Below are 24,419 nucleotides of genomic sequence, written 5' to 3'. Positions count from 1 at the left end.
TCAAGGGAAACCTTTCGGGGGAGTGGGCCTGCAGTTGTCGAAGCAACCTCGCAGGCCGGTTTTGGATTCTCAACGCCAAAGCGACAAAACCCGCCGGCACGGCGGAGACCAGGACTGCTGGTCGGTGGGGGTTACCCCCGGTCGGCCCTGTTCCAGCCGTGGAACTGCGAGCGGTCACCCGCACTCCACGCGTCCTGCAGGCCCGGCCCGGCGAGGTCCCAGTCGGGACGGATCGCCCGGCTCGCGTCACGGAGGTCACGCCACAGCTCGCTGACCGATGGCCGGCCCCAGAACCAGTAACCGTTGTAGATGCTGTGGACGACCAGGCCGGGCTTGAGCACCAGCGTGTGCGGGATCATCGGGTCGTTCTCGGGGTCGGTGTACTCCTTGATGTCGAGGTCCTTCTGCGCGACCCGCTCAGGGTCTGACAAGAAGGGCCACTGGGCGCCGACAGCCAGGCGGAACTCCTGGCTGGTGTGGTGAGGGTCGGTCGAGATCGTCGCGATCTTGGTGTATGCGACGGCGATCTTGGGGTACAGCGCGGCGAGGTCGCGGTGCTGCAGGTGCTCCTTTGGGCAGTAGTGGCCCCGCGCCAGGGTCAGGATTAGCGGGTCGTCGCCCTGGATCTCACTCAGCCGCCGGCTGATGTTCTCTTGGTCGGGCAGTTCGTAGTCGGGGAAGGCGGATCCCGGAACGATGTCTGCTCGCATGCTTCTGCTCCCGTCGTTGCGCTGATTGGGACGAGCCGGCCGCGAAGCTCGGCGACGCGATCGCGGCGTCGGCCCGGATCCTCGGCTCGTCAGCCTGAGCATCACAGGCGGGTTTTGGATTATCAACACCAAACTCGGGGCGCCGTTGGGCGAGGCACCCTGGCAACGGTCGGCCTAGTTGGACACCATCTCGGCGGCCCACGAAGGGCGGGCGGGGGCGGAAAAGCTGGCGATGTGGTCGATGGCATGCGCCAGAGCGACTTCGAGCGGGCGTGAACTCCGATGGATCTTTCCCAGCAGAAGTCCGCCCTCCAGGGCGACGACGAGGACGATCGCCAGCGCCCCGGGATCCGCACCGAGACCCAGCTGGCCGCTGTCGGCCAGCTGGGTGAGAGCTTCGCGTAGCACGCCCTCCCACCGTCGGAGGCTGGCGGAGATGGCCTGCCTGGCCCGCTCCTCGTACTCGGCGGCCTCGCCGCCCAGCGAACCAAGCGGACATCCGCCGCAACAGTCGAACGAACGGAAGTTGTCCACGACGAAGCGGGCCCAGTCTCGCAGGACGAGGTCGCCCTTGCTTTCGAAGTAGTGGTAGAGCTGTGAGCTACTGACGCCGGCGGCCGCCTTGACGTCGTCCAAGGTCGTCGCTGCCATCCCCTGCGTCAAGAAGAGTTCGCCGGCCGCGTCGATGATCCGTTCGCGGGTGCGCAACCCCTTCTGGGTCAGCCGGGCGGTCTCAGCCATTGCCGCGGTCCCCCCGGCGCGCCGAGCGTGGCATTGACGTGAGGGACTGTTCGCGCATGGCGACGGGCATCGGGGCTCCCTAACACAACAAGTGGACTGATGAGTCCAGTGTCGGTCGAGAGACACTGGACTGTCAAGTCCAACCAAGGGTGACGCGGATCGAGGGTCAGCGGCCCAAGGTGTGGAACTCCGGGTTGGGGACCAGCGCGCAGAGATGAGCGAGCCGGTTGGACATGGCGAAGAGGGCGGTGATGGCCCCGACGTCCCAGATCTCCTCGTCGCTCAACCCCGCGGCTCGCGCCGCGGCCAGATCCTCCTCGCCGAAGCGCTCCGGCTCGCGGGTAAGCGCCAAAGCCATGTCGACGATCGCCCGGCTGCGGGCCGGCAGCTCCACGCCCCAAGGGTTGACCGCGACGTGGTCGGACAGCCGGGGGTCCTTGGCTCGGATCCGGAGGATGGCGCCGTGCGCCACCACGCAGTAGGCGCAGTGGTTGGCGCCGGAGGTGGCTACCACCACCAGCTCCCGTTCCGCCTTGCTCAGCCCTCCGGAGCGCTCCATCAAAGCGTCGTGATGGTCGAGGAACGCCCGCAGCTCCGCCGGTCGGTGGCCGAGAGCAAGGAAGATGTTGGGGACGAACCCGGACCGCTCGGCGATGGCGCCGACCCGCTCGCGCAGGTCGTCGGGCAGGTCTTCTGGCTGGGTCACTGCGAACCTGCTGATCGGCATGTACCGCTCCTCTCGTTCCCGATGACCCCAGCCTGCACGATCGGCGGTGGTGGCTGCCCGACGGTGGCAGCGGGGATGTTCAGGCGACCGAGTAGCGGTGCGACGGCCGGCCGGCGTTGCCGTAGCGCAGCTGGCGCTCGACGTGTCCGTGCTCGTGGAGCCACGCCAGATACCGCTGCGCGGTCGGCCGACTGATGCCCACCGCGGTGGCGACCTCGTTGGCGGTGAGGGGCTCCGCAGCGGCGCGCAGCGCCTCGAGGATCAGCTGTGCGGTCGGCTCGTCGGCCCGGCTGTGGCCGCCCGGCCCGGGTGGTGGCGCACCGATGCGCCCGTAGAGACGGTCGACGTCGTCCTGGGATGCCTCTGCCAGCCGGGTGATGTCCGCCTGCCACCGGCGGTAAGCGTCGAGCTGCTCGACCAGTCGCCGGGCGTCGAACGGCTTGACCAGGTAGTGCAGCGCCCCGTTGCGCATCGCGGCCCGCACCGTGGCGACGTCGCGCGCCGCGGTGACCACGATCACGTCGGGGGCGTGGTCCAGGGCTCTGAAGCGGGCGAGCAGCTCCAGCCCCGGCAGGTCGGGCAGGTACAGATCGAGCAGCACCAGGTGCGGTTGCAGGGTCACCGCGGCCTCCAGCGCCTGGCGGGAGGTGTGGGCCCGGCCGACCACCTCGAACCCCGCGGCCCGCTCCACGAACGCGGCGTGCAGCTCCGCCACCCGGAAGTCGTCGTCGACGACCAGCGTGCGGATCACGCTCGACCGGCTTCGAGCGGGGCGGCTGACCCTTCGGGGAGGGTCACCTCGAACACCGCTCCGTGGTCGTTGTGGGCGGCGATGGTCCCTCCGGCCCGAGTGACCAGGCCGTGGACCAGCGCCAGGCCCAGGCCCCGCCCGGCCAGCGCGACCGAACTCTTGGTGGTGTACCCGTCGCGGAACACCACCGCCGGGTCGGGGATGCCAGGGCCGTTGTCGGACACCGTGATGTGAAGCATTGATGCCTCGTCGCGCCGGAGGCGGAGGCGCACCTCGCCGCCGGGGCGACCCGCCGCGGCATCGATGGCGTTGTCGACCAGGTTGCCGATCACGGTCACCAGCACCCGGGTGTCGACGGTTTCGTCGAGCAGCGGGGCGTCGCCGCCGTCGTCGTCCACATCGATGTCGAGGCGCACCCCCTGCTCGCTGGCGATGCTGGCCTTGGCCACCAGCAGAGCCAGCACCACCGGGTTGCCCACCGAGTCGCGGAGGGTCTCGGCGTGATCGGCCGCCATATGGGAGATCTCCTGCAGGTACGACGAGGCGTGCTCGTAGCGTCCCAACTCCAAAAGGCCGGTCAGGACGTGCATCCGGTTGGCGTGCTCGTGCTGCTGGGCCCGCAGCGCGTCGGTCAGGCTGCGGACGCTGTCGAGCTCGCGGAGCAGTCCGAGGGTCTCGGTGCGGTCACGGACGGTGGCCACCGCGCCGAGGGGCCGGCCGCCGTGCGCGACCGGCATCCGGGTCACCACCAAGGCGTAGCCCGACGTCAGCACCGTCTGGTCCACCACCTCACCGTGGTGACCGGTGAGGACCTCGCGGACCGGACCCGGCTCCAAGAGCTCGGAGAGCGGCCGCCCGATCGCCGCGCCGGTCACGCCCAACAGCCGGCGGGCTTCCTCGTTGATGAGCGACACCCGCCCGTCGGTGTCCATAGTGACCACCCCCTCGCGGATTCCGTGGAGCATCGCCTCGCGTTCTTGGAGGAGGGTGGCGATCTCGTCGAGCTCCAGGCCGAAGGTCTGCTGCTTGAGGCGGCGGGCCAGCACCAGGGAAGCGATCGCGCCGGCCAGCAGCGCCAGCGCCGAGTACACATAGAGGGTGGGCAGCGAGCTGCTGAGCGCGGCCTCCACCCGGCGCTCGGGGATGCCGGCGGACACCTCGCCGATGACGGCCCCCGTCGGGGAGTACAGCGGCGCCTTGCCGTTCGCGGATATGCCCAAGCTGCCGTAGTCGACGTCGACGTGCTCGCGGCCGTCGAGGGCGACGAGCGGCTCGCTGACGGCCTGGCCGACGAGGGCCGGGTTGGGGTGGGAGTGGCGCACGCCGCTGCGGTCCAGCACCACGATGTAGGAGGCGCCCATCACGTTGCGGAGCCGCTCGGCGGAGGCCTGCACCGTCCCGCCCGGGTCGCCGGCCGCCATGGACTGCTGGATCGAGCGGTCGGCGGCCGCGGTTCGGGCGACCACCAGCGCCTGGTACTCATACTGATGGTTCAGATCGCTGCGCAGAAGGCGGAGATAGAGCCCAAACCCCACGGCTACCGCGACGACCATCACCACCACCTGCATGGTGAAGATCCGTCTGGACAGCTTGCGGTGCCGGACCCGGCCTCCCCTCGGCATGCTCGACTCTCCGATCTAAATGAGCAAAAGCGTAAGAATCAATCTCTACGGTAAACATCTGATCGTAACCGGTGAGCCTCGCTGTCCGACCTCTACGGTCCTTCCCGGATTCGTTGACGAGGCTCTCAGGGGGGACTCATGGCAGCTGCAGCTTCCAAAGCTGCGCCGGACCGTTCGGCCGACGCAGCGCACGCCGACGCCGGCGGCGACCGCATCGTCTTGGAGGGCGTGACCAAGCGCTTCGCCACCCCGACGGGTGAGATGTTCACCGCCATCAAGGATGTTTCGCTGCGGGTGGCTCCCGGCGAGTTCTGCGCGGTGGTGGGACCGACCGGCTGCGGTAAGTCCACCACCTTGACTCTCGTCGCAGGCCTCGAGCACCCCACCGCCGGCTCCGTGTACGCCGACGGGCACCAGGTGCAGGGTGTCGTGAAGGGCACCAGCTTCATGTTCCAAGCCGACGCTCTCCTGCCTTGGAAGTCGGTGGAGGCCAACGTGGCGATGGGGCCGATGTTCCGCGGCGCCTCCAAGAAGGAGGCCCTCGGGCAGGCCAGGGACTGGCTGCGCCGGGTAGGGCTGAGCGGCTTCGAGAGCCACCACCCCCACCAGCTGTCGGGCGGCATGCGCAAGCGGGCCGCGATGGCCGCCGCGCTCATCAACGAGCCGTCCATCCTGCTCATGGACGAGCCCTTCGGCGCCCTCGACGTGCAGACCAAGGCCATCATGTCCAACGAGCTGTTGCGGCTGTGGGAGCAGAGCCGGCCGTCGGTGCTGTTCATCACCCACGACTTGGAGGAGGCCATCGCGCTGGCCGACAAGGTGATCGTGATGACCGCCGGGCCCGGCACGGTGAAAGACGTCTACGACATCGACCTCCCCAGACCGCGAGGCGCAGTGCAAGACGTGCGTTTCCAGCCCCGATTCCTCGAGCTCCAGCACCAGATCTGGGAGTCGCTCAAAGACGAGGTGCAGCGGGCGTACGCCAAGCAAGGCAATCCGATCGCCCCGGCGGCGGCGACCACTGGAGGTGCGGCATGACCAGTGTCCTCGACCCGACCGGGCGGCCGACGGCGCCGGCCAACGACGAGCTGTCCATCGCCTCCACCGCCCGGCAGCGCAACCGTCGCCGGATCCTCAGGGTCAACCTGGCTCGGCTGGTGCTGCTCGTGTTCATCATCGGCGGCTGGCAGCTGTTCACCGCGTGGAAGATCGTCGACCCGTTCTTCTTCGGGCAGCCATCCGGGATCGCCAAGGCGCTGCGTGACCTGTTCGTGCACGGCACCGCCTACGGCTCGGTGTGGTCGCAGATCGGCGTGACGATGAAGGAGGCCATGCTCGGATTCGTTTATGGCGTGGTCGGCGGCATCGTGTTCGGCATCGCCCTCGGGCAGTCCCGCTTCCTGGCCGAAGTAGCAGGGCCGTTCATCAAGGTCGCCAACGCCATCCCCCGCATCGTGCTCGGGTCGATCTTCGTGGTGGCGTTCGGGTTCGGCACCACCTCAAAGGTGCTGCTGGCCGCGGTGCTGGTGTTCTTCGTGGTGTTCTTCAACGCCTTCCAAGGCGTGCGGGAGGTCGACCGCAACCTGATCAACAACGTCAGGGTGCTCGGCGGGTCGCGGGTCGACGTCAACCGCCACGTCATCCTTCCCTCCGCGTTGACCTGGATCATCGCCAGCCTGCACGTGGCGTTCGGGTTCTCGGTGATCGGCGCCATCGTCGGCGAGTTCCTGGGCGCCCAGAAGGGCCTGGGCCTGGTCATCTCCACCGCCCAGAACCACTTCGACCCCGACACGGTGTTCGCCACCATGGTGATCATCGCGGCGATCACGCTGGCCGCGGAGTACGTGATCTCTCTCGGCGAGCACCGGCTGCTGTCCTGGCGCCCGCCGTCGGCGTCGGAGTCGACCGCCGGGATCTGACAACCGCCGGGCGCCATCAGCGCCCCCGGCCCAGTCGCAACAAACCACGAGCAGGAGGAGGGCATCGGCCACCCGCGCGCCCATTGGAAGCACCCACAGCAGACACCCAGCAGCACCCAGCAGCACCTAGCAGTCCACGACACTCACCTCACAGGGGGGACCCACTGATGTTCCGCACCAACCGCAGGACCAAATGCCTGGCCATCGCCACCGCCGCACTGGCCGCCGCCGCATCCGCCTGCGGCAGCTCCAGCACCACCACCAGCAAGCCGGCCGCTGCCGCCAGCAGCTCTGGTAGCACCGCCGCCGCCGGCAGCACCAAGCTCACGACGGTCACCATGATGGTCGGTGGCATCGACAAGCAGATCTACCTGGAGTACCAGCTCGGCTACGACCTCGGCTTCTTCAAGAAGCACGGCATCAACATGGTGCTCTCCACCGAGCAGCAGGGCGGAGTCGGCGCCGAGGACGCCATGGCGTCGGGCCAGGTCGACCTGGCCGGGGCGTGGTACATCCACACCATCGACTTCCAGCAGAAGGGCAAGGACGTCATCGACCTAGCCCAGCTGGCCGGCGCACCCGGTGAGCGGATCATGTGCGCCAACGGCAGCGGCGTTCACACCGCCGCCGATTTCAAGGGCAAGTCCATCGGCGTCACCGACCTCGGCTCGGGCACCGACGACCTGGTCCTCTACCTGGCCGCTCGCGCCGGGCTGACCACCAAGGACTTCAGCCGGATCGGCGTCGGCGCCGGCAGCACCCTCATCAGCGCGCTGCAAAACCACCGCATAGCCTGCGGCATCACCTCACAGCCCACGGTCAACGCCATCGAGTCCAAGGGCATCGGCTACTCCGCCATCGACCTGGCCACCACGACCGGCACTGTCCAAAACTTGGGAGGCGCCTACCCGGCCGCCGGAGTCCTGACCCTCCAGAGCTGGGTGGACAGCCACCCGCAGGCCGCCCAGAACGTCGTGACGGCGATGGTCGAGACCATGCACTGGATCGGCACTCACACCGCAGCCGACGTGGCCAACAACCTCCCGGCGCAGTTCGTGTCGAATGCCCTGTCGTCCAAGGCCGACTACGTGAAGGCGTTGACCACCGACTACGGGCAGTTCATCCCGACCGCGATCATGCCCGCGAGCGGCCCGCAGACGGCCCTCAACCTGGACAAGATCGCCGGGAACATCACCAAGCCGGTGGACCTGAGCAAGACCTACACCAACCAGTACGTGCAAAACGCTGACAAGGTGCTCGGCTACAGCAGCTGACCTAGACCCCCCGGCACGCGCGGGGCGGCGGGACATCCCGCCGCCCCGTCGCCGCGCCCGGCCCCCGCTTCAGGTCTTATCGCAGCATCTCACCCCGTTCGACCGGAATGAGGGCATTAGGGGAGCGATGTCCATTCCCCCCAAACTGTTCTTGTCTCGCGGTCCCCGGCGTGCTGAAATACTGCGCCGGGGGTGGAAATGAACGTACGGCAACTCGAGTTGTATGCCGGTCCAACGCTGGATGCGGAGCAATCGCGGCCCGTTCAACGCGCCGCGGCGCAGGTGCGGTCGCTTGTCGCACTGACCAAACCGCGGATCATCGAGCTGCTTCTCGTCACCACCCTTCCGACGATGCTGGTGGCCAACCGCAACCACCTGCCTTCGGCCACGCTGGTGCTCGCCACCCTGTTCGGCGGCATGTGCGCGGCGGGCGGGGCGAACGCCCTCAACATGTACGTCGACCGCGACATCGACCGGGTCATGCAGCGCACCAGGCACCGGCCTCTCGTCACCGGAGCGGTGACACCTCGCCAGGCGCTTCTCTTCGCTCTCGGGCTGGAGGTCGTGGCGTTCGTCGAGCTGACCCTCACCGCCAACCTGCTCAGCGCGGTGCTCGCCGCCTCCGCCGCCGCCTTCTACATCGGGGTGTACACCCTGTGGCTGAAGCGGACGTCACGCCAGAACATCGTCATCGGCGGCGCGGCGGGCGCGGTGCCGGTGCTCGTCGGCTGGGCCGCGGTTACCGGACGCCTGGGGTGGGCGCCGGTCGTTCTCTTCGCCGTGATCTTCCTCTGGACGCCGCCACACTTCTGGGCTTTGGCGGTGAAGTACCGCGACGACTACCAGGCAGCCGGCGTGCCGATGATGCCGGCGGTCGTGAGCGTGCGCACCACGGCCCGCTCGATCGTCGTCTACAGCGTTTTGACCGTGGCCGCCTCCTTGCTCGTCGGCCCGGCCGCCGGCGTCGGGGTGATCTACACCGTCGCCGCGCCGGTACTGGGCGCCGGGCTGATCATCCTCTCGGTACGGCTGTACCGGCGGGCCGACTCCTCAGCCGCGATGCACCTCTTCGCATACTCCATCTCCTATCTGACGCTGCTGTTCTGCGCTCTTGCCTTCGACCGGCTCCTGCATGTCGGCTGAGATGGCTGGTGACTACCTCACCTACCGGATGGCTTCCGGCCGCGGGCGTACCCGCGTGCTGCGGGTAGGTGTCGCGGCCGGACTGGTCGCCGCCGCGGCCGCCGCGTGGGTGGCAGTCGCCACCACCGGCGGTGGAGCCTCAGGTGCGGCGGTCGCGGCCGGGAGTCTGCCGCGGGTCTCGGACTTCTCGCTGGCGTCGGTGCGACCCGGGCAGCCGAGCGTCAGCCTGTCCGCCGAGGCCGGGCGCCCGGTCGTGCTCAGTTTCTTTGCGTCCTGGTGCGACGGTTGCCAGGCGGAGCTGAAGGCGATGCGGCAGGTGGTGGCCACTGCCCCGAAGAACGTCGCCGTCATCGGCGTCGACGTCAACGACAGCAGCGCCGCGGCTCGCAGTCTGCTGGCCGCTGACCACCTGACCTACCCGGTCGGGGCCGACACCGCCGGGAACGTCGCGTCCTCCGCCGGGCTGGTAGGGCTGCCGACGACGTTGTTCTTCAACGCCAGCCACAAGGCCATCGGCCAGGTGGTCGGACCCCTAACCCCGGCCGCAGCAGCGCCGTGGTTGCGGCGGATCGGTTGATTCAGATGACCAGCAGAAGGGTGGGCTGCCCATGACCGACACCGCTACGAGCGCAAGCGCCGCGAGCGACGGCGAGAGGCGGCCGGTGGCCCTGTCCAGCCGACCCCTGGCCAGAGGCATGGCCGTCCTCGGGGTGGCCGCAGTGCTGACCGGAGTCCTCGTCTGGGCGGTGTTCGCCTACCTGAGGTCGTCGGTGCCGTCGGTGGACTTCACCAAGACCGCCGGGCCCGTCAACCTGAGGGTCCAGACCGTAGCGGCCATCGGCTTCGGTCCCCACCCGACCTGGGTCTCTTACCTGGTGCAGGACCCGAGCGGCAAGTGGGTCCACTCCACCATCTGGCAGCTGCCCGCCGACCGCCAGATCAACGTCACCGTCGACGAGTACGACAGCGGCGGGGCGCTTCGCAACAGCCTCTGGGGCGGGATCACCGGGACCCTCGACTCCCAAGCGACGGTGAACGGCAAACCCACCTCGGTGGTGGACCCCGCCGCCGGCAACGGCATCGCCCACACCTTCAACGTCCCCGACCTCGGGATCAACGTTCCGCTTTACGGCATCTCCTCCAAAGCCAAGAATCCCTGCAGCGCGGCGCCGTGCGACACCAGCTCGGATCACACGACCATCACCTTCAGCTTCCACACGCCCGCCGGTGGCGGCGACTACCGCTGGCAGTGCTTCGTGCCCTGCGGGCTGGCGTACCTCAACGGCAACGGAGGTCCCATGGCGGCCATCGGCTTCATGTCCGGCTTCTTGAAGGTGGTGGCCTGATGGCCCCGGACACAGGGCGGACCGAGGAGAGGTCAGGCCGGGCCGACGGTGTTCGGATCCTGGTCATCTGGCTGATCCTGTCCGCGATCTGCATGCCTCTGGTGTGGTTCGTGTGGGGCCCCCACCTGCCACCCGGCGGGTTGAGCGACCAGGCCGCCGGGCAGCGATTCGACAACAAGGTGCTCGGTACGGTCGCCACCCCGGTGGTGCTGCTCGTGTGCACGTTCATCATCTACGCCTTGGTCAACTGGCGCCAAGACGGCGACGACATCGAGGACGGCCCGTACATCACCAACAAGGTGCGCTGGTCGGGTTGGTGGGTTGGGATCACCACCGTCACCGTGCTGTGCCTGGCGGTGTTTGGCACCTACGAGCTGGAGAACAACAACGGGGCGGGCAGCGGTTCGGGGCCGAGCCCGCTGTTCGCCGCCTCCGGCCCGTACCTGCCGGTGCAGGTCATCGCCCAGCAGTGGCGGTTCACCTTCCGCTACCCGACCTATGGCGGCATGGAGACGACGTCGCTGATGATCCCCGCCGGCCAGGAGATCCAGTTCAACGTCACGTCCCTCGACGTGATCCACAGCTTCTGGGCCTACCAGTTGGGGGTCAAGGCCGACGCCAACCCGGGCGTCAACAACGTCGCCTTCGTCAAGGCCTACCACCCCGGCAAGTTCAACGTCATGTGCGCCGAACTCTGCGGGCTCTGGCACGGGGCGATGACCGCCGACGGTCAGGTGATGACCAAGGCGGACTTCGTCGCTTGGGCCAACCGGACCGAGGCCCAGGAGGCGCCGGTGACCAAGCTCCTTCCGAAGTACTCGACGGTCTACGCGCCCGACGAGACCGGTGCCGGCGGCACCTACTACGGCCCCCAGTACCCGGTGAACCCGTGACGCCGCACGTTCCCCACCTTCACCTCACCAGACAGGAGGTCTAGATGGCCATCGACATGAGCAACGCCATTGGCGTCGAGGTACCCGCATCCGAGCAGGTCCCCGGCGCGCCCGGCGAGCTGCCGCCCGACCGGCGGCGCGGTTTCCAGCTGCCGGCGCTGTTCGGGCCGGGCCTGCTGCGCGCCGGGGTGTTCGCCGTGCTCGGCTACCTCCTCGGCCACTGGTTCGGCAACCTGCTGGCCAGCGGATATCAGCAGGTGACCAACAGCGGCGACAACAACACGTCGATCATCCTCGGCTACCTGGGCGGCACGATCGGCTGGGTCGCCGGCATCGGCGTGCTGGCCTATCCCCTGTTCAAGATGACCGGCAAGGAGGAGCTCCTCGCCCCGCAGCGGCGGGCCGGGACCAGCCGCTACTTCAAGTACACGCTGGACCACAAGGTGGTCGGCATCCAATACATGGTCGGGATGATCGTGTACTTCCTGACCGCCGGCCTGCTGGCGTTGGCGGTACGGACCGAGCTGCTGTCGCCGACCAGCCACGTGTTCGGCCCCGGCGTCTACATCGAGATCGTCGGTGAGCACGGCACGATGATGATGATGATGATGACGTCGGTCGTCGTCGGGCCGTTCGGCAACTACTTGGTGCCGTTGATGATCGGCGCCAAGCGGATGGCCTTCCCCCGCCTCGAAGCCCTTTCGTTCTGGCTCACCCCGGCCGCGTACGTGATCCTGCTCTCCAGCCTCTGGCTAGGTGGGTTCCCGACCGGTTGGACCGGCTACGCGACCCTGTCGATCCAGGCCGGGCAGGGCATGGACGCCTACGTGGTGGCCTTCGGTGTCATGGCGGTGTCGATCATCCTCGCCGGGTTCAACATCATCGTGACGGTCATCAACCTGCGGGCCCCCGGCCTCACGTGGGGCCGGCTGCCTGTCTTCGTGTGGGGGGTGATGACCACCTCGTTCCTCATGGTGCTGGCCACCCCCGTGCTCTTCGGCGGCCTGTACATGCTGGCGATGGACCGCACCGTGCAGACCTCGTTCTTCACCGACACGTTGGGGGGCAGCAGCTACCTGTGGGAGAACCTGTTTTGGTTCTTCGGTCACCCAGAGGTGTACATCCTCGCGCTGCCGGGCTTCGCCATCGTGCTGGAGATGCTGCCGGTGTTCTGCCGAAAGCCGATCTTCGCCCAGAAGGTGGCGATCGCCGGCATGGTCGGCGTCAGCTCGCTGAGCTTCTTCGTGTGGCAGCACCACCTCTTCGACAGCGGCATCAACCCCGATATGCGCCCGCTGTTCATGCTCACCACGGAGCTGATCTCCATCCCGACCGGGTTCATCTTCCTCGTCGGCATGGGCACCCTGTGGAAGGCCCGGATACGGCTGACGGTACCGATGATGTTCTGCATGGGGTTCTTCTTCAACTTCTTGCTCGGCGGGATCTCCGGCGTTTTCCTCTCCGACGTCCCGGCCGACACCACCGCCCACGGCAGCTTCTTCGTGATGGCCCACTTCCACTACACGATCATGGGCGGCCTGCTCTTCGCCTTCTTCGGTGGTCTGTACTACTGGCTGCCCAAGATGACCGGCCGAACGATGAACCAGCGGCTCGGCAAGTGGAACTTCATCACCATGTTCGTGTTCTTCAACAGCACGTTCCTCCCGCTGTTCGCGGTGGGGGAGCTGGGCCAGCCGCGCCGGGTGTTCGAGTACGCCAAGCGGCTGCAGACCCTCAACGACTGGGTGTCGATCTCCGCGTTCCTGCTCGGCTTCGCCATCTTGCTGTTCGTGATCAACCTGGTGTGGTCGATGATCATCAAGCCGGTCGCCACCGTCGAGAACCCCTGGCACTCGAGAGGCCTCGAGTGGCAGACCACCTCCCCACCCCCGCCCGGCAACTTCGAGCGGATCCCGATCGTGCTGGCCAGCCCCTACGAGTACGGCAACCCCGAAGCCCTACCGGTGTCGGACCTGCTCTCCCCGGGTCGGGCGCCGGTCGCGGCCAACGGCGCCAACACCCCGACCGGACAGGCCACTACCGCGGGCCCCGACACCGAAAGGACGTCGTGATGACCGACCTGGCTGACGTCACCGGAGCGGCCCCGCCGCCGATCCCCCCCGACGCGGAGGAGGGCTTGGCGCTCAGCGCCGCCATCGGCTCGATCTGGACCGGGTCCCGGCTGCTGATCGGCGCCTGCTCATTCCTCTACGCAGCGTTCGCCTTCACGTTCTTCTACCTGCGTTCGCTCAACTCCCACGGCTTGTGGCATCCCGAGGAGCAGCACCCGTCCCTGCTGATCGGCACCTCGGCGACGGTGGTGCTCCTCGGCGCCGCACTGCTGCACTATTACGGCGTCTGGCGCCTGCGAAACGGGCTCAACCTGGACTGGCGGGTAGCCGCCATCACCGCCCTGGGGCTGGGGGTCTTGAGCGTAGGTCTGCAGGTGTACCAGCTCACCCGCCTCAACTTCTATCCCGGCAGCAGCGGGTACGCCAGCGTGTTCGTCGGCTGGGTGCCGGTCCACGTGACGCTCCTCCTCGGTGCGCTGTACTGGCTCGAGACCCTGGTGGCCCGCTCGCTGCGAGTGCGCAACGCGTGGCGGGGGCGGGGCGATCTCGGTGGGGCGGTCACGCCCGAGGCGACCCGACTGCGGGCGTCGCTCGACGCGTTCAACTACTTCTACATCTACCTGGCGCTGGTCGGCGTGGCCTTCTGGTTCCTCTTCTACGTGATCGACTGAACGGGGCTGCTGCCATGGGATTCAGCCACAACCTGGCCGGCGCCGGCCTCACCGTCGCATTCCCCCTGGCGGTCCTGGCCGCCATCGTCTTGTGGGGGTTCTTCGACCGCCGCCCCGGTCGCCACTTCGGTGGGATCTCAAAATCCGCCAGCAGCGAGATCGCCGGCCGCCCCGACATCAAGGCGGGCGACAGCGGTCCCGAGGCTCCCGGCGGCCCGGTCGACGACAAGCTGGGCTGAGCGGCCCAACTCGGCGAGGGTGGCGGCCCGGGCCTGCAGGTCGGAGCGGGCTGCTCCGGCCGCCGCGGTCGTCGGCGCGGCAAGCATCGCAGCCAGGTCGTTGATCGCCGCGGCCGCCGCCGGGAACGCCCACGACCCCAGATCCGTCGCGGCCTCCTGGACCCCGTAGGCCCGCAGCGTGGCGGGAGCCTCCGTCGTGTCCATGTCGTAGAGGTTGCTGTTGGCTTCAGGGGTGCAGTTGGGTTCGTCGCCTCTGATGATCGACAGGGCCGCCCCCTTCTCGTCGTGGCGTCCCCCCACGACCTCCCGGTAGGCGGAGAGCGAGTCGCGCAGACTCGAGTTGCACGACGCGATGTCCGTGTTGAGCGCGGCTACGTAGCGGCGCAGATCGCCGGCGCGGTCGGCGGGGGTGGTCGAGTGGCCCACGTCGAAGGCCACCGAGGCGCCGATAACCGCGACGGTGCACGCCGCCACCCATGCCCCCGTCTTGGTCCGCCAGCGCCGGCGAGGCGCCGGGGCGCCGGGCGGGGTCACCCGCTCCCCGACGGTCACCGGGCCCCCTGGAGAAGCCGGTCGATCCTGGACTCCCACGTCGCGCCCCGGTCGTCGTCGATGAACCGGCGCATGGCCCGGTGCATGGCCGGGAGAGCCCAGAAGTCCCCGCACACCCACAAGATGCCGGCGCCGAGATGCTGGTCGCCGACGGCCGACAGGCCGGTATGGAGGTTGGCGTAGACCGGGTACCAGGCCGTGGTCGCCAGCAAGCCCAGTGTCATCGCGATGACGAACATCACCACGTTGGTGCCAAACAGCGCCCCTATCTGGGCGATGGGGGTCAGTCGTGGCCGCAGCGGGTACGAGTTGGTGAACTGCAGCCAGAAGGCCACGCCGGTCACGAAGAACAAGCCGTGCATCAGCCAGATGTGCACGAACGGGTTGCGGTAGGCGAGGTCGAACAGGACGGGCAGGTGCCACGCCACCATGTCCAAGTTGAACACCACGACGGCCACCCACGGCCTGGTAAGGGTTCGTGCGACCTGGCGCAACGGCGCCGACCACCCGGAAAGCAGCAGGGCCCGGCCGACCCGGCGGCGCTGGCGGACCGGCAAGCCGTGGGCGAGGGGCAGCCACGGGGCGCCGGCGACGATCAGCACCGGCGCGGCGAACATCAGCAGCAGGTGCTGGACCTGGTGGACCCAGAAGAACTGGTCGGACCAGTAGTCGATCGGCGACATCACCGCCAGGTCGAGGAGGGTCAGACCGGCGTAGAACAGCAGGGACTGGCGCCGACGCCCGGCGTTGCGCGCCGGGCGAGACCGCGACGCCAGGTGGCGCACGCCGTGCTCGTGCCAGGCGGCGACGAGGACCGTCACCGCGAGGAACGGGTCGAGCGTCCAGTGGCTGGTGAGCAGGCTCACGACGCCAGCTGGCCGGCCGTGATGGCGATGCCCCGGCCCCAGTCGGCGATCACTCCCGGCGGGAGGTAAGAAGTACCGTCAGCTCGGTGGTCGACCATCGGCGAGGCGACGTAGCGCTCGGTGCCCGACGGGTCGATGAAATAGATGATCGAGGTGTGAACAACGTCGGCGGCCGGGTTGGGCGCTTCCACCTGGATCCGGTACGCGGCCCACGCAGCCCGCAGCAGCGGGGCGCCCCCGGTGAAGAAATGCCAGTCCGGGAGGGTGGTCAACCCGTTGTCGGCCGAGTACTTCTCCATGTCGGCCACCGACGAGACGTACTGGTTGACGTTCAGCGCGGCGAAGACGACCTTGGGCGCGCTGGCCCCCAGGTCCCGGTAGGCGTCGATGAACTCGCGCGACACGAGCGGGCAGATGTCGCTGCAGTGAGGATCCATCGCCTCGAGCACGACGACCTTGCCTCGAAACGACGACAGGGGCAGGCTGCGCCCCTCCTGGTCGGTGAGGGTGAATGCCGGGGCGGTGGTGGCGGGCACGGGGGACAACCCCATCTCGTTGGCGATGCCGGTCGGCAACTCCGGGGGGATACCCGAGGCCCGGATCCCACCGAGGAGCGCCGGTGCCTGGCGGTCGTGGCGCACGACGAGCACTGCCAACGCCGCCACCAGCGCCGCCGCAGCGGCCGCGGCTACCGCGGCGAGCGGTGACGGCCGGCGCGGGCGTCGCCTCGGGGCCGGGGCAGGCCGGTCGGCGACAGCGGGTCGCTCCTGGACCGTCACCGCGTGCGCTCGAGGTGGGCCAGGTACTCGCGCCTCGCGGCCAGCGCGACGCGCTCGTCGCCGTGCACCCCGGTCACCTCCAGCGAGTCGTCGCCGGTGCGGGCGGCGCTGGCAGCGACGCGCTCGACGTCGAGGCGGGCCGCCTCTGCCCGTGCCGCTCTGGCCTCGCCCCCCTCATGGAGCAGCTGCCACCAAGCGACCGCCGCGATGGCCGCGAAGATCGGCCACTCGACGGTGTACGCCCAGCTGAGCGAGTTCCCCGAGAGGGCCTGATGGAGCTGCCACCAGCCGGCGACGAGGCACAGCGGCACCACCACGACCAGCAGGCCGTGCAGCACCAACGCCCTCTTGCCCACCCACTGTGCCCCCACGATCGGGAATAGTAGATCGGCCGAAGCCGGCTCGAAAGGGCCAATCGCCGGCCTCGATGCCGGCGGGACCTCCGAAATGGTGACTTGCCGGGTTTGGGGCTATTGCGCCGCTAGGCGGGCGCTCCGGCCGCCGGCCAGGTTGCGGGCGGTGTTGATGAGACCGACGTGGGTGAAAGCCTGCGGGAAATTGCCCACCAGGCGCCCAGCCTTCGGGTCGTACTCCTCAGACAGCAGCCCGACATCGTTGGCCAGGCCGGCGAGGCGGGTGAAGATCGAGCGGGCCTCGTCGGTCCGCCCCATCAGGGCGAGGCAGTCGGCCAGCCAGAACGTGCAGGGCAAGAACGCGCCTTCGCCGCCCGGCAGCCCGTCGACGCCCGAGCTGTTCTGGTAGCGCAGGACGAAGCCGTCGACGACCAGCTCCCGCTGGACCGCCTCCACGGTGGCCACGACGCGGGGATCGTCGGGCGGCAAGAACCCGACCAGGGGGATCATCAACACGCTGGCGTCGAGGTCGCTGGACCCGTAGTGCTGGGTGAACGCCCGCTTGTCGGGGTCCCAACCCTTATCGCACACCTCCTGGTGGACCGCCTGGCGGGCCTCCCGCCAGCGCTCCACCGGACCGTCCAGGCCGTAGCGCTCCACGGCGCGCACCGCCCGATCGAAGGCCACCCACGCCATCACCCGCGAATGGGTGAAGTGCTGGCGGGGGCCGCGCACCTCCCAGATCCCGTCGTCGGGATCGCCCCAGTGGTCCTCGACGAACGCCATCAGCGCCCGCTGCACCTGCCAGACGACGCCGTCGGCGGCGACGCCGTGGCTTCTCGCCCGGTCGATGGCGTCCATCAGCTCGCCGTACACGTCGAGTTGGAACTGGTCCGAGGCGGCGTTGCCGATCCTCACCGGGGCGGAGTTCTCGTAGCCGGGGAGCCAGTCCACCTCGTACTCGGTCAAGCGGCGTTCCCCGGCCGGGCCGTACATGATCTGCAGCTGCTCGGGGGCGCCGGCCGCGGCTCGGCCCAGCCACGCCATCCACGCCCTGGCCTCGGCGACGCACCCGGCCTCGATCAACGCGTCGAGGGTCAGCGTGGCGTCGCGAACCCAGCAGTAGCGGTAGTCCCAGTTTCGGACCCCGCCGAGGTCCTCGGGCAGGGAGGTGGTCGCGGCGGCGACGATGCCGCCGGTCGGGGCGTAGGTGAGGGCCTTCAGGGTGATCAGCGACCGCAGAGCGACGTCCTGCCATTCGCCGTGGACGTCGTCGATGCCGCTGCACCACTCCTCCCACCACGCCTCGGTCTCTTTCTCGGCCCGGGCGGTGTCGAGCACGAACGGCTGATCGTCGTGGGACAGGTGCCAGCTGAGGACCATCGGTACCCGCTGCCCGGCCTCCACGGTGAACACCGCCTCGTGGCGCAGGTCCCGCCCGGTGAGGCGGACCGGACTGTCGAGGGTCAAGGCGTTGGGGCCGGCGATGGCGTGCAGTCCCCGCTCGGTGCGCCGCACCCACGGCACGTCCGCGCCGTACTCGAATCGGATGGTCAACTCCGTGCGCATCCGGACCGTCCCCTCGACGCCGGTGACCACCCGCACCACCCGCGGGTGGTGGTGGCGGGGCGGCATGAAATCGGTGACGCGCACCTTGCCTTCGGCGGTCTCGATCTCGGTCTCGAGCACCATGGTCCGGCCCCGGTAAGCCCGGCTGGTGGCCACTACCTCCCCGTCGGGGGCCAGCAGCCAGCGGCCGTGGTCGTCGGAGCCGAGCAGCTTGGCGAAGCAGCTGCCGGAGTCGAACCGGGGGACGCACAGCCAGTCGACGGAGCCGTCCCGGCCGACCAGGGCAGCGGTGTGGGTGTCACCGATCAGGGCGTAGTCCTCGAGGAGCTGGCTCACGCTACCTGTCTAGCGAGTGTCGGTTGTCCTCTGCAGCACGCAACCCTGGCGGACAAAGGGTACATTGAGTATCTTCTACTCGAAGCACGCTAAACGCCAGAGACTGGGGCGGGCGCTCCCAGGAGGAAGCGGCCGTCGGAGGGAATCGGCGGCTCGAACACGAATCAGTAGCAGGCACCGCGGAGGCGGCAGTCGCAAGCAGGTACGGGGTGCGCGTCGGCGCATCCAGGGGGGACGATGAGTTGTCGTAGGCGAAGAGCCCGGAGGGGGCGTTGGTAGACGTCGACACACGACCGGGCCCTAACGTGCCGGGTGGGTCGGGCAAGCCCGGCCCCCGGTTGCGTTTCCAAGATGGGGACAGTCCCTGGGACTGGCTGATTGGCACCCGCCTGGTGGACATGGAGCAGTTCGCCCGGCCTTCGACCGCGGGCGCCTACCTGAATGAGATAGTCGCCAACTTCGGCAACGTCGTAGCACTGACGCTCGACGCTGCAGTGGTGACCGTCCGGGGTCTGATTCGGCGCCGCTTCCCTTTCAGGGAGGCCTTGGAGCAGGCGTGGATGCTGGTATCGGTGTCGCTGCTGCCGACGATCCTCATCGCCGTGCCCTTCGGGACGATCATCGTCCTCGAGGTCGGCGGGCTGGCCAACCAGGTGGGGGCCACCTCCTTCACCGGCGCCATCGACGCCCTCACCACCGTTCGGGAGGTGGCGCCGATCGTCACCGCTTTGATCCTCTCGGGCGCCGGAGGTTCGGCGATCTGCTCCGATCTGGGTGCCCGGACGATCCGCGACGAGATCTCCGCCATGGAGGTGATGGGCATCAGCCCCGTAGAGCGTCTGGTCGCCCCCCGGATCCTGGCTGGGATCCTCGTAGCAGTGTTCTTGAACGGGATCGTGGCCTTCGCCGGGCTGGTGTCGGCCTACGCCAGCGACATCTACATCCTCCACGGCACTTCCGGCGCCTACCTCAACGCCTTCAGCTCCTTCTCGCAGGGCGCCGACATCATCGAGTCGACCCTGAAGGCGGCGATCTTCGGCTTCGTCGCTGCGGTCCTGGCCTGTTACAAGGGTCTCGGCGCCAAGCGGGGGGCGGTGGGCGTCGGCGAGGCGGTCAACCAGTCGGTGGTGCTCACCGGCCTGGCCCTCTTCACCCTGGACCTGATCCTGACCGACGTGTTCTTGGTCCTCGTCCCGCTGCGGGTGCCCTGAGATGGGGAGGCGCTGATGGCGGTCGTAGACCAGCCCGACCCGGCCCAGGCCTACTTCCTCGTCCTGCCCGACCGGCCGCCGGGCGATCCGCTGCCGCCCGCCCGTGGTGGCGGTCGACTGGTGTCGTCCGCGCTGGTCCAGCGGCTGGTGTGGCTGGGCGGGCTGCTGGTGTTCCTCGTCAAGGTGTTCGCCTCGATCCCGACGGTTCTGCGCAAGCACCGCAAGGAACTGGCCCGCCTCCTCGCCGAGGTCACCTTCGGCGGCCGGGTTCTGGCCGTCGCCACCTCGACGGTGTTCGTGGTGCTCATCTTGTCGGTGTTCCTCGGCATCGAGATCGGCCTGGAGGGATACCAGGGCCTGCAGATCATCGGCCTGGCGCCCCTGTCGGGGCTCATCGCCGCCTACGGCAACACCCGGGAGCTGATCCCGCTCATCACCGCGTTCGGGCTGGCGTCGCAGATGGGCTGCCGGTTCACCGCGCAGCTGGGCGCCATGCGCATCTCCGACGAGATCGACGCCCTCGACGTGATGGCCGTCCCTTCCCTTCCGTATCTGGTCACCACCCGGATGCTGGCGGCGATGGCCTCGGTCATCCCGCTGTACCTGCTGTCGCTGTCAGGCTCCTACTACGCCACGCAGCTGACGGTGTCGCTGGTGTCCAAGCAGGGGTCGGGCACCTACCTGCACTACTTCCACGCCTTCTTGGGTCCGATGGACATCGTCCACTCGGTCCTGAAGGTCGTGATCTTCTCGGCGGTGATCATCGTCATTCACTGCTACTACGGGATCACCACCACCGGCGGTCCAGAGGGGGTGGGCCGGGCCACCGGCCGGGCCATCCGGGCGTCGATCGTGGCCCTGTCAGTTCTGGATCTGCTGCTGACGATGTTCTTCTACGGGCTGTCCTCCAACGCCATCAGGCTGACCGGCGGATGACCGCAGCGATTGCCTCAGGGGCGTCGTTCGAGACTCGCCAGCGCGCCGCGCAGCGCCGGACGGTGATGATGGCGGGGGCCGGGGTCGTCCTCGTGGCCCTGGTCGCGGCCGGAGTGGCCGGGATGGTCCTCTCCTTCAAGGGCACGTTCTCCACCTACGCGTCCATCGACGCCGACCTCCCCCCCGGCCAGCCCGTCCAGCCCGGGGCCCAGGTGACCTACCGCCAGGTCCAGGTCGGCACCGTCGCCGGGAAGGTTCGGTCCCTCGGCGGCGGCTCGGTGCGGGTCAGCCTTCACCTGCAGCCGGGGATGCTCGCGACCATCCCGGCCAACGTCACAATCGCCGTGGCTCCCTCCTCGGTCTTCGGTGTGCAGGGAATCGTGCTGGCCCCGCCGGCCGCCGCGGTGGGTCACCTCCACACCGGCCAGCTGCTGGCGGCCGCCAGCAGCGGATCGACCTCGCTGCAGACCGGCCTGGCCGACATCAACAACCTGCTCACCGGCCTGCACCCCGCACAAATCGACACCACCCTCAACGCCCTGTCAACCGCCCTTCACGGACAGGGTCAGCCTTTCGGCCGAGCCGTAGACGAGTTGAGTGCCTACCTGCGGTCGCTCATCCCGCACCTTCCGACGCTCAACGGCGACATCACCGCGCTGAGCCCGGTCCTGGCCGGGTTGTCGCAGGCGATCCCCGACCTCCTCACCACCGCAGCTAACTCGGCGACGGTGGCGCAGACCGTCACCTACGACGCCCGTAACCTCGCCTCCTTCCTGCAGACAGGTCAGGTCGTCGCTGGCCAGGCCACCGGCCTGCTCGACGGGATCAACACCACGCTGCACGCCTTTTTGACCAACTTCCTCCCGCTGCTGATCGACGTGCAGGCCAATCCCAACGTCATCCCCCAGACCCTCACCAACCTCGACACCCTCGTCCGGGACCTGCTGCCTGCCTTCGACCAGGGCCCTTTCGTCCACGTCACCGCCAACTTCTACGTCAACGACCCCGAAGACGCCCTCTTTGCCGCCACGTTCCTCCTCCCGCAGGGGCTGGAGCACTCAGAGGCCTACTACTCCTTCTCGGGGATCATGGATCCCCCCACCTACACGGCCGCCAACTGCCCCCGCTACGGCTCCGAGGCGGGACCAAACTGCGGCGGTCCGGTGGTGCAGTCAGTCGCCGCGCCGCCCGCCTCCGGGCTGCCGGCAGGCAGCCAGGTGGTCCCCAGCCCGGCGCTGGCTCCAGCAGCCACCTCCCAGGCGGCCAGCAGCTTCGTGTCGCAGGCAGCGGGCACGCCGCCGGCGGGATCCTTCCCTGCAGTCACCAACATGATGTCATCACTCATGAACAGCCTGGTGCCATGAAGGTCTCCCGCAACGTGGCCCTGTCAGGCCTGATAGCCAAACTGGCGGTCTTCACCGCCGTCTCGCTGGTGCTGACCGCTGTGGTGGTCGCCAGCCTGCTCGACCTCGACACGTCGCCACAGCACACCTACGAAGCGATCTTTACCGACGCGTCGGCCATCCAGAACGGCGACGCGGTGCGCATGGCGGGGGTCAAGGTCGGGCGGGTCAAGTCGGTGCGGGTCCACCACCACACCGAGGCCCTCGTGACCTTCACGGTCGATACTTCACAATCCGTCACCGACACCACCCACGCCCAGATCGAATACGAAAATCTCTTCGGCCAGCGCGACCTAGCCCTCACCCGCGGCAGCGGGGGCACCCCGGTCAAGTCGGGGACGACGATCCCCCTGGCCCGCACCAGGCCCGCTCTCGACCTGACCGACCTGTTCAACGGCTTCCAGCCGCTGTTCCAGGCCCTGACCCCGACGCAGATCAATCAGTTGAGCGCCAACATCATCGGTGCCTTCCAGGGGCAGTCCGGCAACTTCTCCGCGTTGGTCACCCAGGCCGCGCAGCTGACCAACAATCTTGCTGACCGCCAGCAGGTCATCGACCAGGTCGTCAACAACCTGGACCGGCTGCTCACGACAGTCGGAGCCCACGATGCCCAGGTCGGCCAGTTCATCGATGGCTTTGCCCGCTTGAGCACGACGCTGGCCGGGGACCGAGGGACGCTGTCCAGCGCCCTCGACAGCGCTTCGACGCTTACCGGCAGCTTGTCGGGGATCATCGGGCAGATCCAGCCCTCGTTCGAGGCCTCCGTCGCCCGCCTGACGGGGGTGACACAGGCCCTGGCCGCCAACCAATCGGCTCTTGACGCCACCCTGACACAGTTTCCCCATTCCCTCAACGTCTTCAGTTCCGTCTTCCAAAACGGAACCTTCGCCAACACTTACCTCTGCCAGCTGTACATCCACGTATACAAGCCCCTGATCCTGACGCCATTCCCTGTACCGCCGGCGCTAACCACGCTGCTGGCTCCCATCTCGAACCTTCTCCCGAGCAACTTGTCCGGGCTCACCAGCGGGGGCACGACGGTCTCGAACGGCTTCACAGGCAATCCCGCCCTACACACTCCGAACTGCCAGCCATGACCAAGCCCTTCCGCGAACGCAACCTCAAGGTCATTGCCGTCGTGGCCGCCGCCGTTATCCTCTGTGCCGTCCTCGGCGCGCTCAACTTCGCCAAGCTTCCGTTCAGCCACGAGGACCGTTACTACGCCGAGCTGGCCAACGCCAACCAGCTGTCCAAGGGCGAGTACGTGACAATCGCGGGTGTCAAGATCGGTACCATCGCCGGCGAGGCACTCGAGGGCAACTACGTGCGGCTGTCCTTCGACGTCGACCCGGGGACCCATCTCGGCACTGGCACTACCCTGCAAGTCAAGGTCCTCTCGCCCCTCGGGCAAGAATACGTCCAACTGACACCGAAGGGGAGCGGGACGATGAGGCCCGGCCAGGTCATCCCCCTGACGCGCACCTTTGGGTCGCCCACGGTCGTCAGCACCCTGAGCCAGCTCGGCGGGGAGGCCGGCCAGATAGACCAGCAGCAGCTGGCCAAGGCCATGGCCGTGGCATCGGGGGACCTGGCCGGCACCGATCCGGCCGCCACCGCTGCGGTGATCCACGGCCTCGGGAGCCTGTCAAACGTCATAAGCCAGCGCCAGAGCCAGCTGGTGGACCTGGTCAACCAGGCGCAGGCCGTGGTCGCCAATCTCAACGCACACCAAGCGCCACTGGTGACGCTCATCGGCCAGTCGACCTTGGTGCTCCAGGTCGTCGAGCAGCGCCGAGCGGCGATCGACGGCTTGCTCTCCTCGACTCAGACCCTCTCCCGGGAGATCAGCTCTATCGTCACCGATCGTCACGCCAACCTGGGCGCCCTGCTCGGCAATCTCCAAGCGGTCTCGGCGGTGCTGGCCAAAGACGCCAACTCCCTCGGCGCCGCTGTGCCTGCGCTGGCCGGATTCTCGAAGTATCTGGCCAACGCCACGGGCAACGGGCCGTACTTCGACGCTGTGGCACCGGCACTGTTCCTTACTGACAGCGTCATCGCCCAGTGCGACAAGCCGGGCGCGGTCACCAACTCCAGCCCGGTGTCTCCTACGGTCAACGGGTGTGCGGCGTGAACATCGCAGTCCGTCTCCGCTCCGTGCGCCTTCTTCCGCTGATCTCTGCCTTAGAGGCTCAGCGGATTGGTGTTGATGCCGGTGACCAGCGGTTTCGCCAGTCGATGAGTTTGGCGACGAGCAGGAATGTGACGGCCAGGGCGAACTGGGCGATGCGGTGGGCGGGCTTGCGGTC

At 68.3% G+C, this 24,419-nt stretch carries 24 protein-coding genes; 14 read left to right on the top strand and 10 right to left on the bottom strand.

What is annotated here, in order from left to right; genetic code table 11:
- Window positions 1–131: 131 nt before the first annotated feature.
- The 5 genes from K6U06_RS20190 to K6U06_RS20170 form a co-directional block, all read right to left on the bottom strand.
- The gene (locus tag K6U06_RS20190) at window positions 132–710 is read right to left on the bottom strand and encodes a redoxin domain-containing protein (RefSeq protein WP_262323780.1); all 579 of its coding nucleotides are present in this window, start codon (window positions 708–710) and stop codon (window positions 132–134) included.
- A gap of 174 nt (window positions 711–884) precedes the next feature.
- Window positions 885–1,451, bottom strand: coding sequence for a TetR/AcrR family transcriptional regulator (locus K6U06_RS20185; RefSeq protein WP_262323779.1), 567 nt, complete (start codon window positions 1,449–1,451; stop codon window positions 885–887).
- Between the two features lie 166 nt (window positions 1,452–1,617).
- Window positions 1,618–2,178, bottom strand: coding sequence for a peroxidase-related enzyme (locus tag K6U06_RS20180; RefSeq protein WP_262323778.1), 561 nt, complete (start codon window positions 2,176–2,178; stop codon window positions 1,618–1,620).
- Between the two features lie 79 nt (window positions 2,179–2,257).
- Entirely contained in the window at window positions 2,258–2,929 is a 672-nt protein-coding gene (locus tag K6U06_RS20175; protein WP_262323777.1) for a response regulator, read from the bottom strand.
- Window positions 2,926–4,551: a sensor histidine kinase gene (locus K6U06_RS20170; protein ID WP_262323776.1), complete on the bottom strand. Its 1,626-nt coding sequence runs from the start codon at window positions 4,549–4,551 to the stop codon at window positions 2,926–2,928. Before K6U06_RS20170 ends, K6U06_RS20175 begins: the two co-directional genes overlap by 4 nt.
- A gap of 138 nt (window positions 4,552–4,689) precedes the next feature.
- On the opposite strand from K6U06_RS20170, the gene K6U06_RS20165 reads away from it, so the two are divergent.
- From K6U06_RS20165 to K6U06_RS20125, 9 genes are all read left to right on the top strand, one after another.
- Window positions 4,690–5,589, top strand: a complete 900-nt coding sequence (locus K6U06_RS20165; protein ID WP_262323775.1) for an ABC transporter ATP-binding protein — start codon at window positions 4,690–4,692, stop codon at window positions 5,587–5,589.
- Complete coding sequence (locus K6U06_RS20160; RefSeq protein ID WP_262323774.1) at window positions 5,586–6,470, top strand: ABC transporter permease; 885 nt, start codon at window positions 5,586–5,588, stop codon at window positions 6,468–6,470. The genes K6U06_RS20165 and K6U06_RS20160 overlap by 4 nt, the downstream gene beginning before the upstream one ends.
- Before the next feature lie 167 nt (window positions 6,471–6,637).
- Complete coding sequence (locus K6U06_RS20155; protein ID WP_262323773.1) at window positions 6,638–7,744, top strand: ABC transporter substrate-binding protein; 1,107 nt, start codon at window positions 6,638–6,640, stop codon at window positions 7,742–7,744.
- A gap of 282 nt (window positions 7,745–8,026) precedes the next feature.
- The gene (locus K6U06_RS20150) at window positions 8,027–8,887 is read left to right on the top strand and encodes a heme o synthase (RefSeq protein WP_262323772.1); all 861 of its coding nucleotides are present in this window, start codon (window positions 8,027–8,029) and stop codon (window positions 8,885–8,887) included.
- Window positions 8,877–9,464, top strand: coding sequence for a TlpA family protein disulfide reductase (locus tag K6U06_RS20145; protein WP_262323771.1), 588 nt, complete (start codon window positions 8,877–8,879; stop codon window positions 9,462–9,464). Before K6U06_RS20150 ends, K6U06_RS20145 begins: the two co-directional genes overlap by 11 nt.
- A 31-nt stretch (window positions 9,465–9,495) precedes the next feature.
- Complete coding sequence (locus K6U06_RS20140; RefSeq protein WP_262323770.1) at window positions 9,496–10,233, top strand: hypothetical protein; 738 nt, start codon at window positions 9,496–9,498, stop codon at window positions 10,231–10,233.
- A complete protein-coding gene (locus K6U06_RS20135; RefSeq protein ID WP_262323769.1) occupies window positions 10,233–11,126 on the top strand; it encodes a cytochrome c oxidase subunit II in 894 nt (297 codons plus the stop codon). Before K6U06_RS20140 ends, K6U06_RS20135 begins: the two co-directional genes overlap by 1 nt.
- Window positions 11,127–11,170: 44 nt before the next feature.
- Entirely contained in the window at window positions 11,171–13,198 is a 2,028-nt protein-coding gene (locus tag K6U06_RS20130; RefSeq protein WP_262323768.1) for a cbb3-type cytochrome c oxidase subunit I, read from the top strand.
- The gene (locus K6U06_RS20125) at window positions 13,198–13,869 is read left to right on the top strand and encodes a hypothetical protein (RefSeq protein ID WP_262323767.1); all 672 of its coding nucleotides are present in this window, start codon (window positions 13,198–13,200) and stop codon (window positions 13,867–13,869) included. Before K6U06_RS20130 ends, K6U06_RS20125 begins: the two co-directional genes overlap by 1 nt.
- Before the next feature lie 137 nt (window positions 13,870–14,006).
- Here K6U06_RS20125 and K6U06_RS20120 read toward each other — a convergent pair whose 3' ends face one another.
- The 5 genes from K6U06_RS20120 to K6U06_RS20100 form a co-directional block, all read right to left on the bottom strand.
- Window positions 14,007–14,660, bottom strand: a complete 654-nt coding sequence (locus K6U06_RS20120; RefSeq protein ID WP_262323766.1) for a hypothetical protein — start codon at window positions 14,658–14,660, stop codon at window positions 14,007–14,009.
- Window positions 14,657–15,526 carry a cytochrome c oxidase assembly protein gene (locus tag K6U06_RS20115; RefSeq protein ID WP_262323765.1) on the bottom strand — a complete coding sequence of 290 codons (870 nt, stop codon included), beginning with the start codon at window positions 15,524–15,526 and terminating at the stop codon, window positions 14,657–14,659. The genes K6U06_RS20120 and K6U06_RS20115 overlap by 4 nt, the downstream gene beginning before the upstream one ends.
- Complete coding sequence (locus K6U06_RS20110; protein WP_262323764.1) at window positions 15,523–16,305, bottom strand: SCO family protein; 783 nt, start codon at window positions 16,303–16,305, stop codon at window positions 15,523–15,525. The genes K6U06_RS20115 and K6U06_RS20110 overlap by 4 nt, the downstream gene beginning before the upstream one ends.
- Entirely contained in the window at window positions 16,302–16,676 is a 375-nt protein-coding gene (locus K6U06_RS20105) for a hypothetical protein (RefSeq protein ID WP_262323763.1), read from the bottom strand. The genes K6U06_RS20110 and K6U06_RS20105 overlap by 4 nt, the downstream gene beginning before the upstream one ends.
- Window positions 16,677–16,775: 99 nt before the next feature.
- Window positions 16,776–18,563, bottom strand: a complete 1,788-nt coding sequence (locus K6U06_RS20100; protein ID WP_262323762.1) for a glycoside hydrolase family 15 protein — start codon at window positions 18,561–18,563, stop codon at window positions 16,776–16,778.
- Window positions 18,564–18,961: 398 nt separating this feature from the next.
- On the opposite strand from K6U06_RS20100, the gene K6U06_RS20095 reads away from it, so the two are divergent.
- Genes K6U06_RS20095 through K6U06_RS20075 form a run of 5 tightly spaced genes read left to right on the top strand, consistent with a single transcriptional unit; the run spans window position 18,962 to window position 24,244 of the window.
- Window positions 18,962–19,774 (top strand): MlaE family ABC transporter permease, encoded by an 813-nt coding sequence (locus K6U06_RS20095; protein ID WP_262323761.1) that lies wholly within the window; start codon window positions 18,962–18,964, stop codon window positions 19,772–19,774.
- Between the two features lie 15 nt (window positions 19,775–19,789).
- Entirely contained in the window at window positions 19,790–20,710 is a 921-nt protein-coding gene (locus K6U06_RS20090; RefSeq protein ID WP_262323760.1) for an MlaE family ABC transporter permease, read from the top strand.
- Window positions 20,707–22,074, top strand: a complete 1,368-nt coding sequence (locus K6U06_RS20085) for an MCE family protein (RefSeq protein WP_262323759.1) — start codon at window positions 20,707–20,709, stop codon at window positions 22,072–22,074. The genes K6U06_RS20090 and K6U06_RS20085 overlap by 4 nt, the downstream gene beginning before the upstream one ends.
- Window positions 22,071–23,210 (top strand): MCE family protein, encoded by a 1,140-nt coding sequence (locus K6U06_RS20080; RefSeq protein WP_262323758.1) that lies wholly within the window; start codon window positions 22,071–22,073, stop codon window positions 23,208–23,210. The genes K6U06_RS20085 and K6U06_RS20080 overlap by 4 nt, the downstream gene beginning before the upstream one ends.
- Entirely contained in the window at window positions 23,207–24,244 is a 1,038-nt protein-coding gene (locus tag K6U06_RS20075; protein WP_262323757.1) for an MCE family protein, read from the top strand. The genes K6U06_RS20080 and K6U06_RS20075 overlap by 4 nt, the downstream gene beginning before the upstream one ends.
- The last annotated feature ends 175 nt before the right edge of the window (window positions 24,245–24,419 follow it).

The organism is Acidiferrimicrobium sp. IK (assembly GCF_025499425.1).
Taxonomy (GTDB): Bacteria; Actinomycetota; Acidimicrobiia; order Acidimicrobiales; family Palsa-688; genus Acidiferrimicrobium.
Note: the sequence above shows the minus strand (reverse complement) of the source record. Positions and strands in the feature narration are given on the sequence as shown.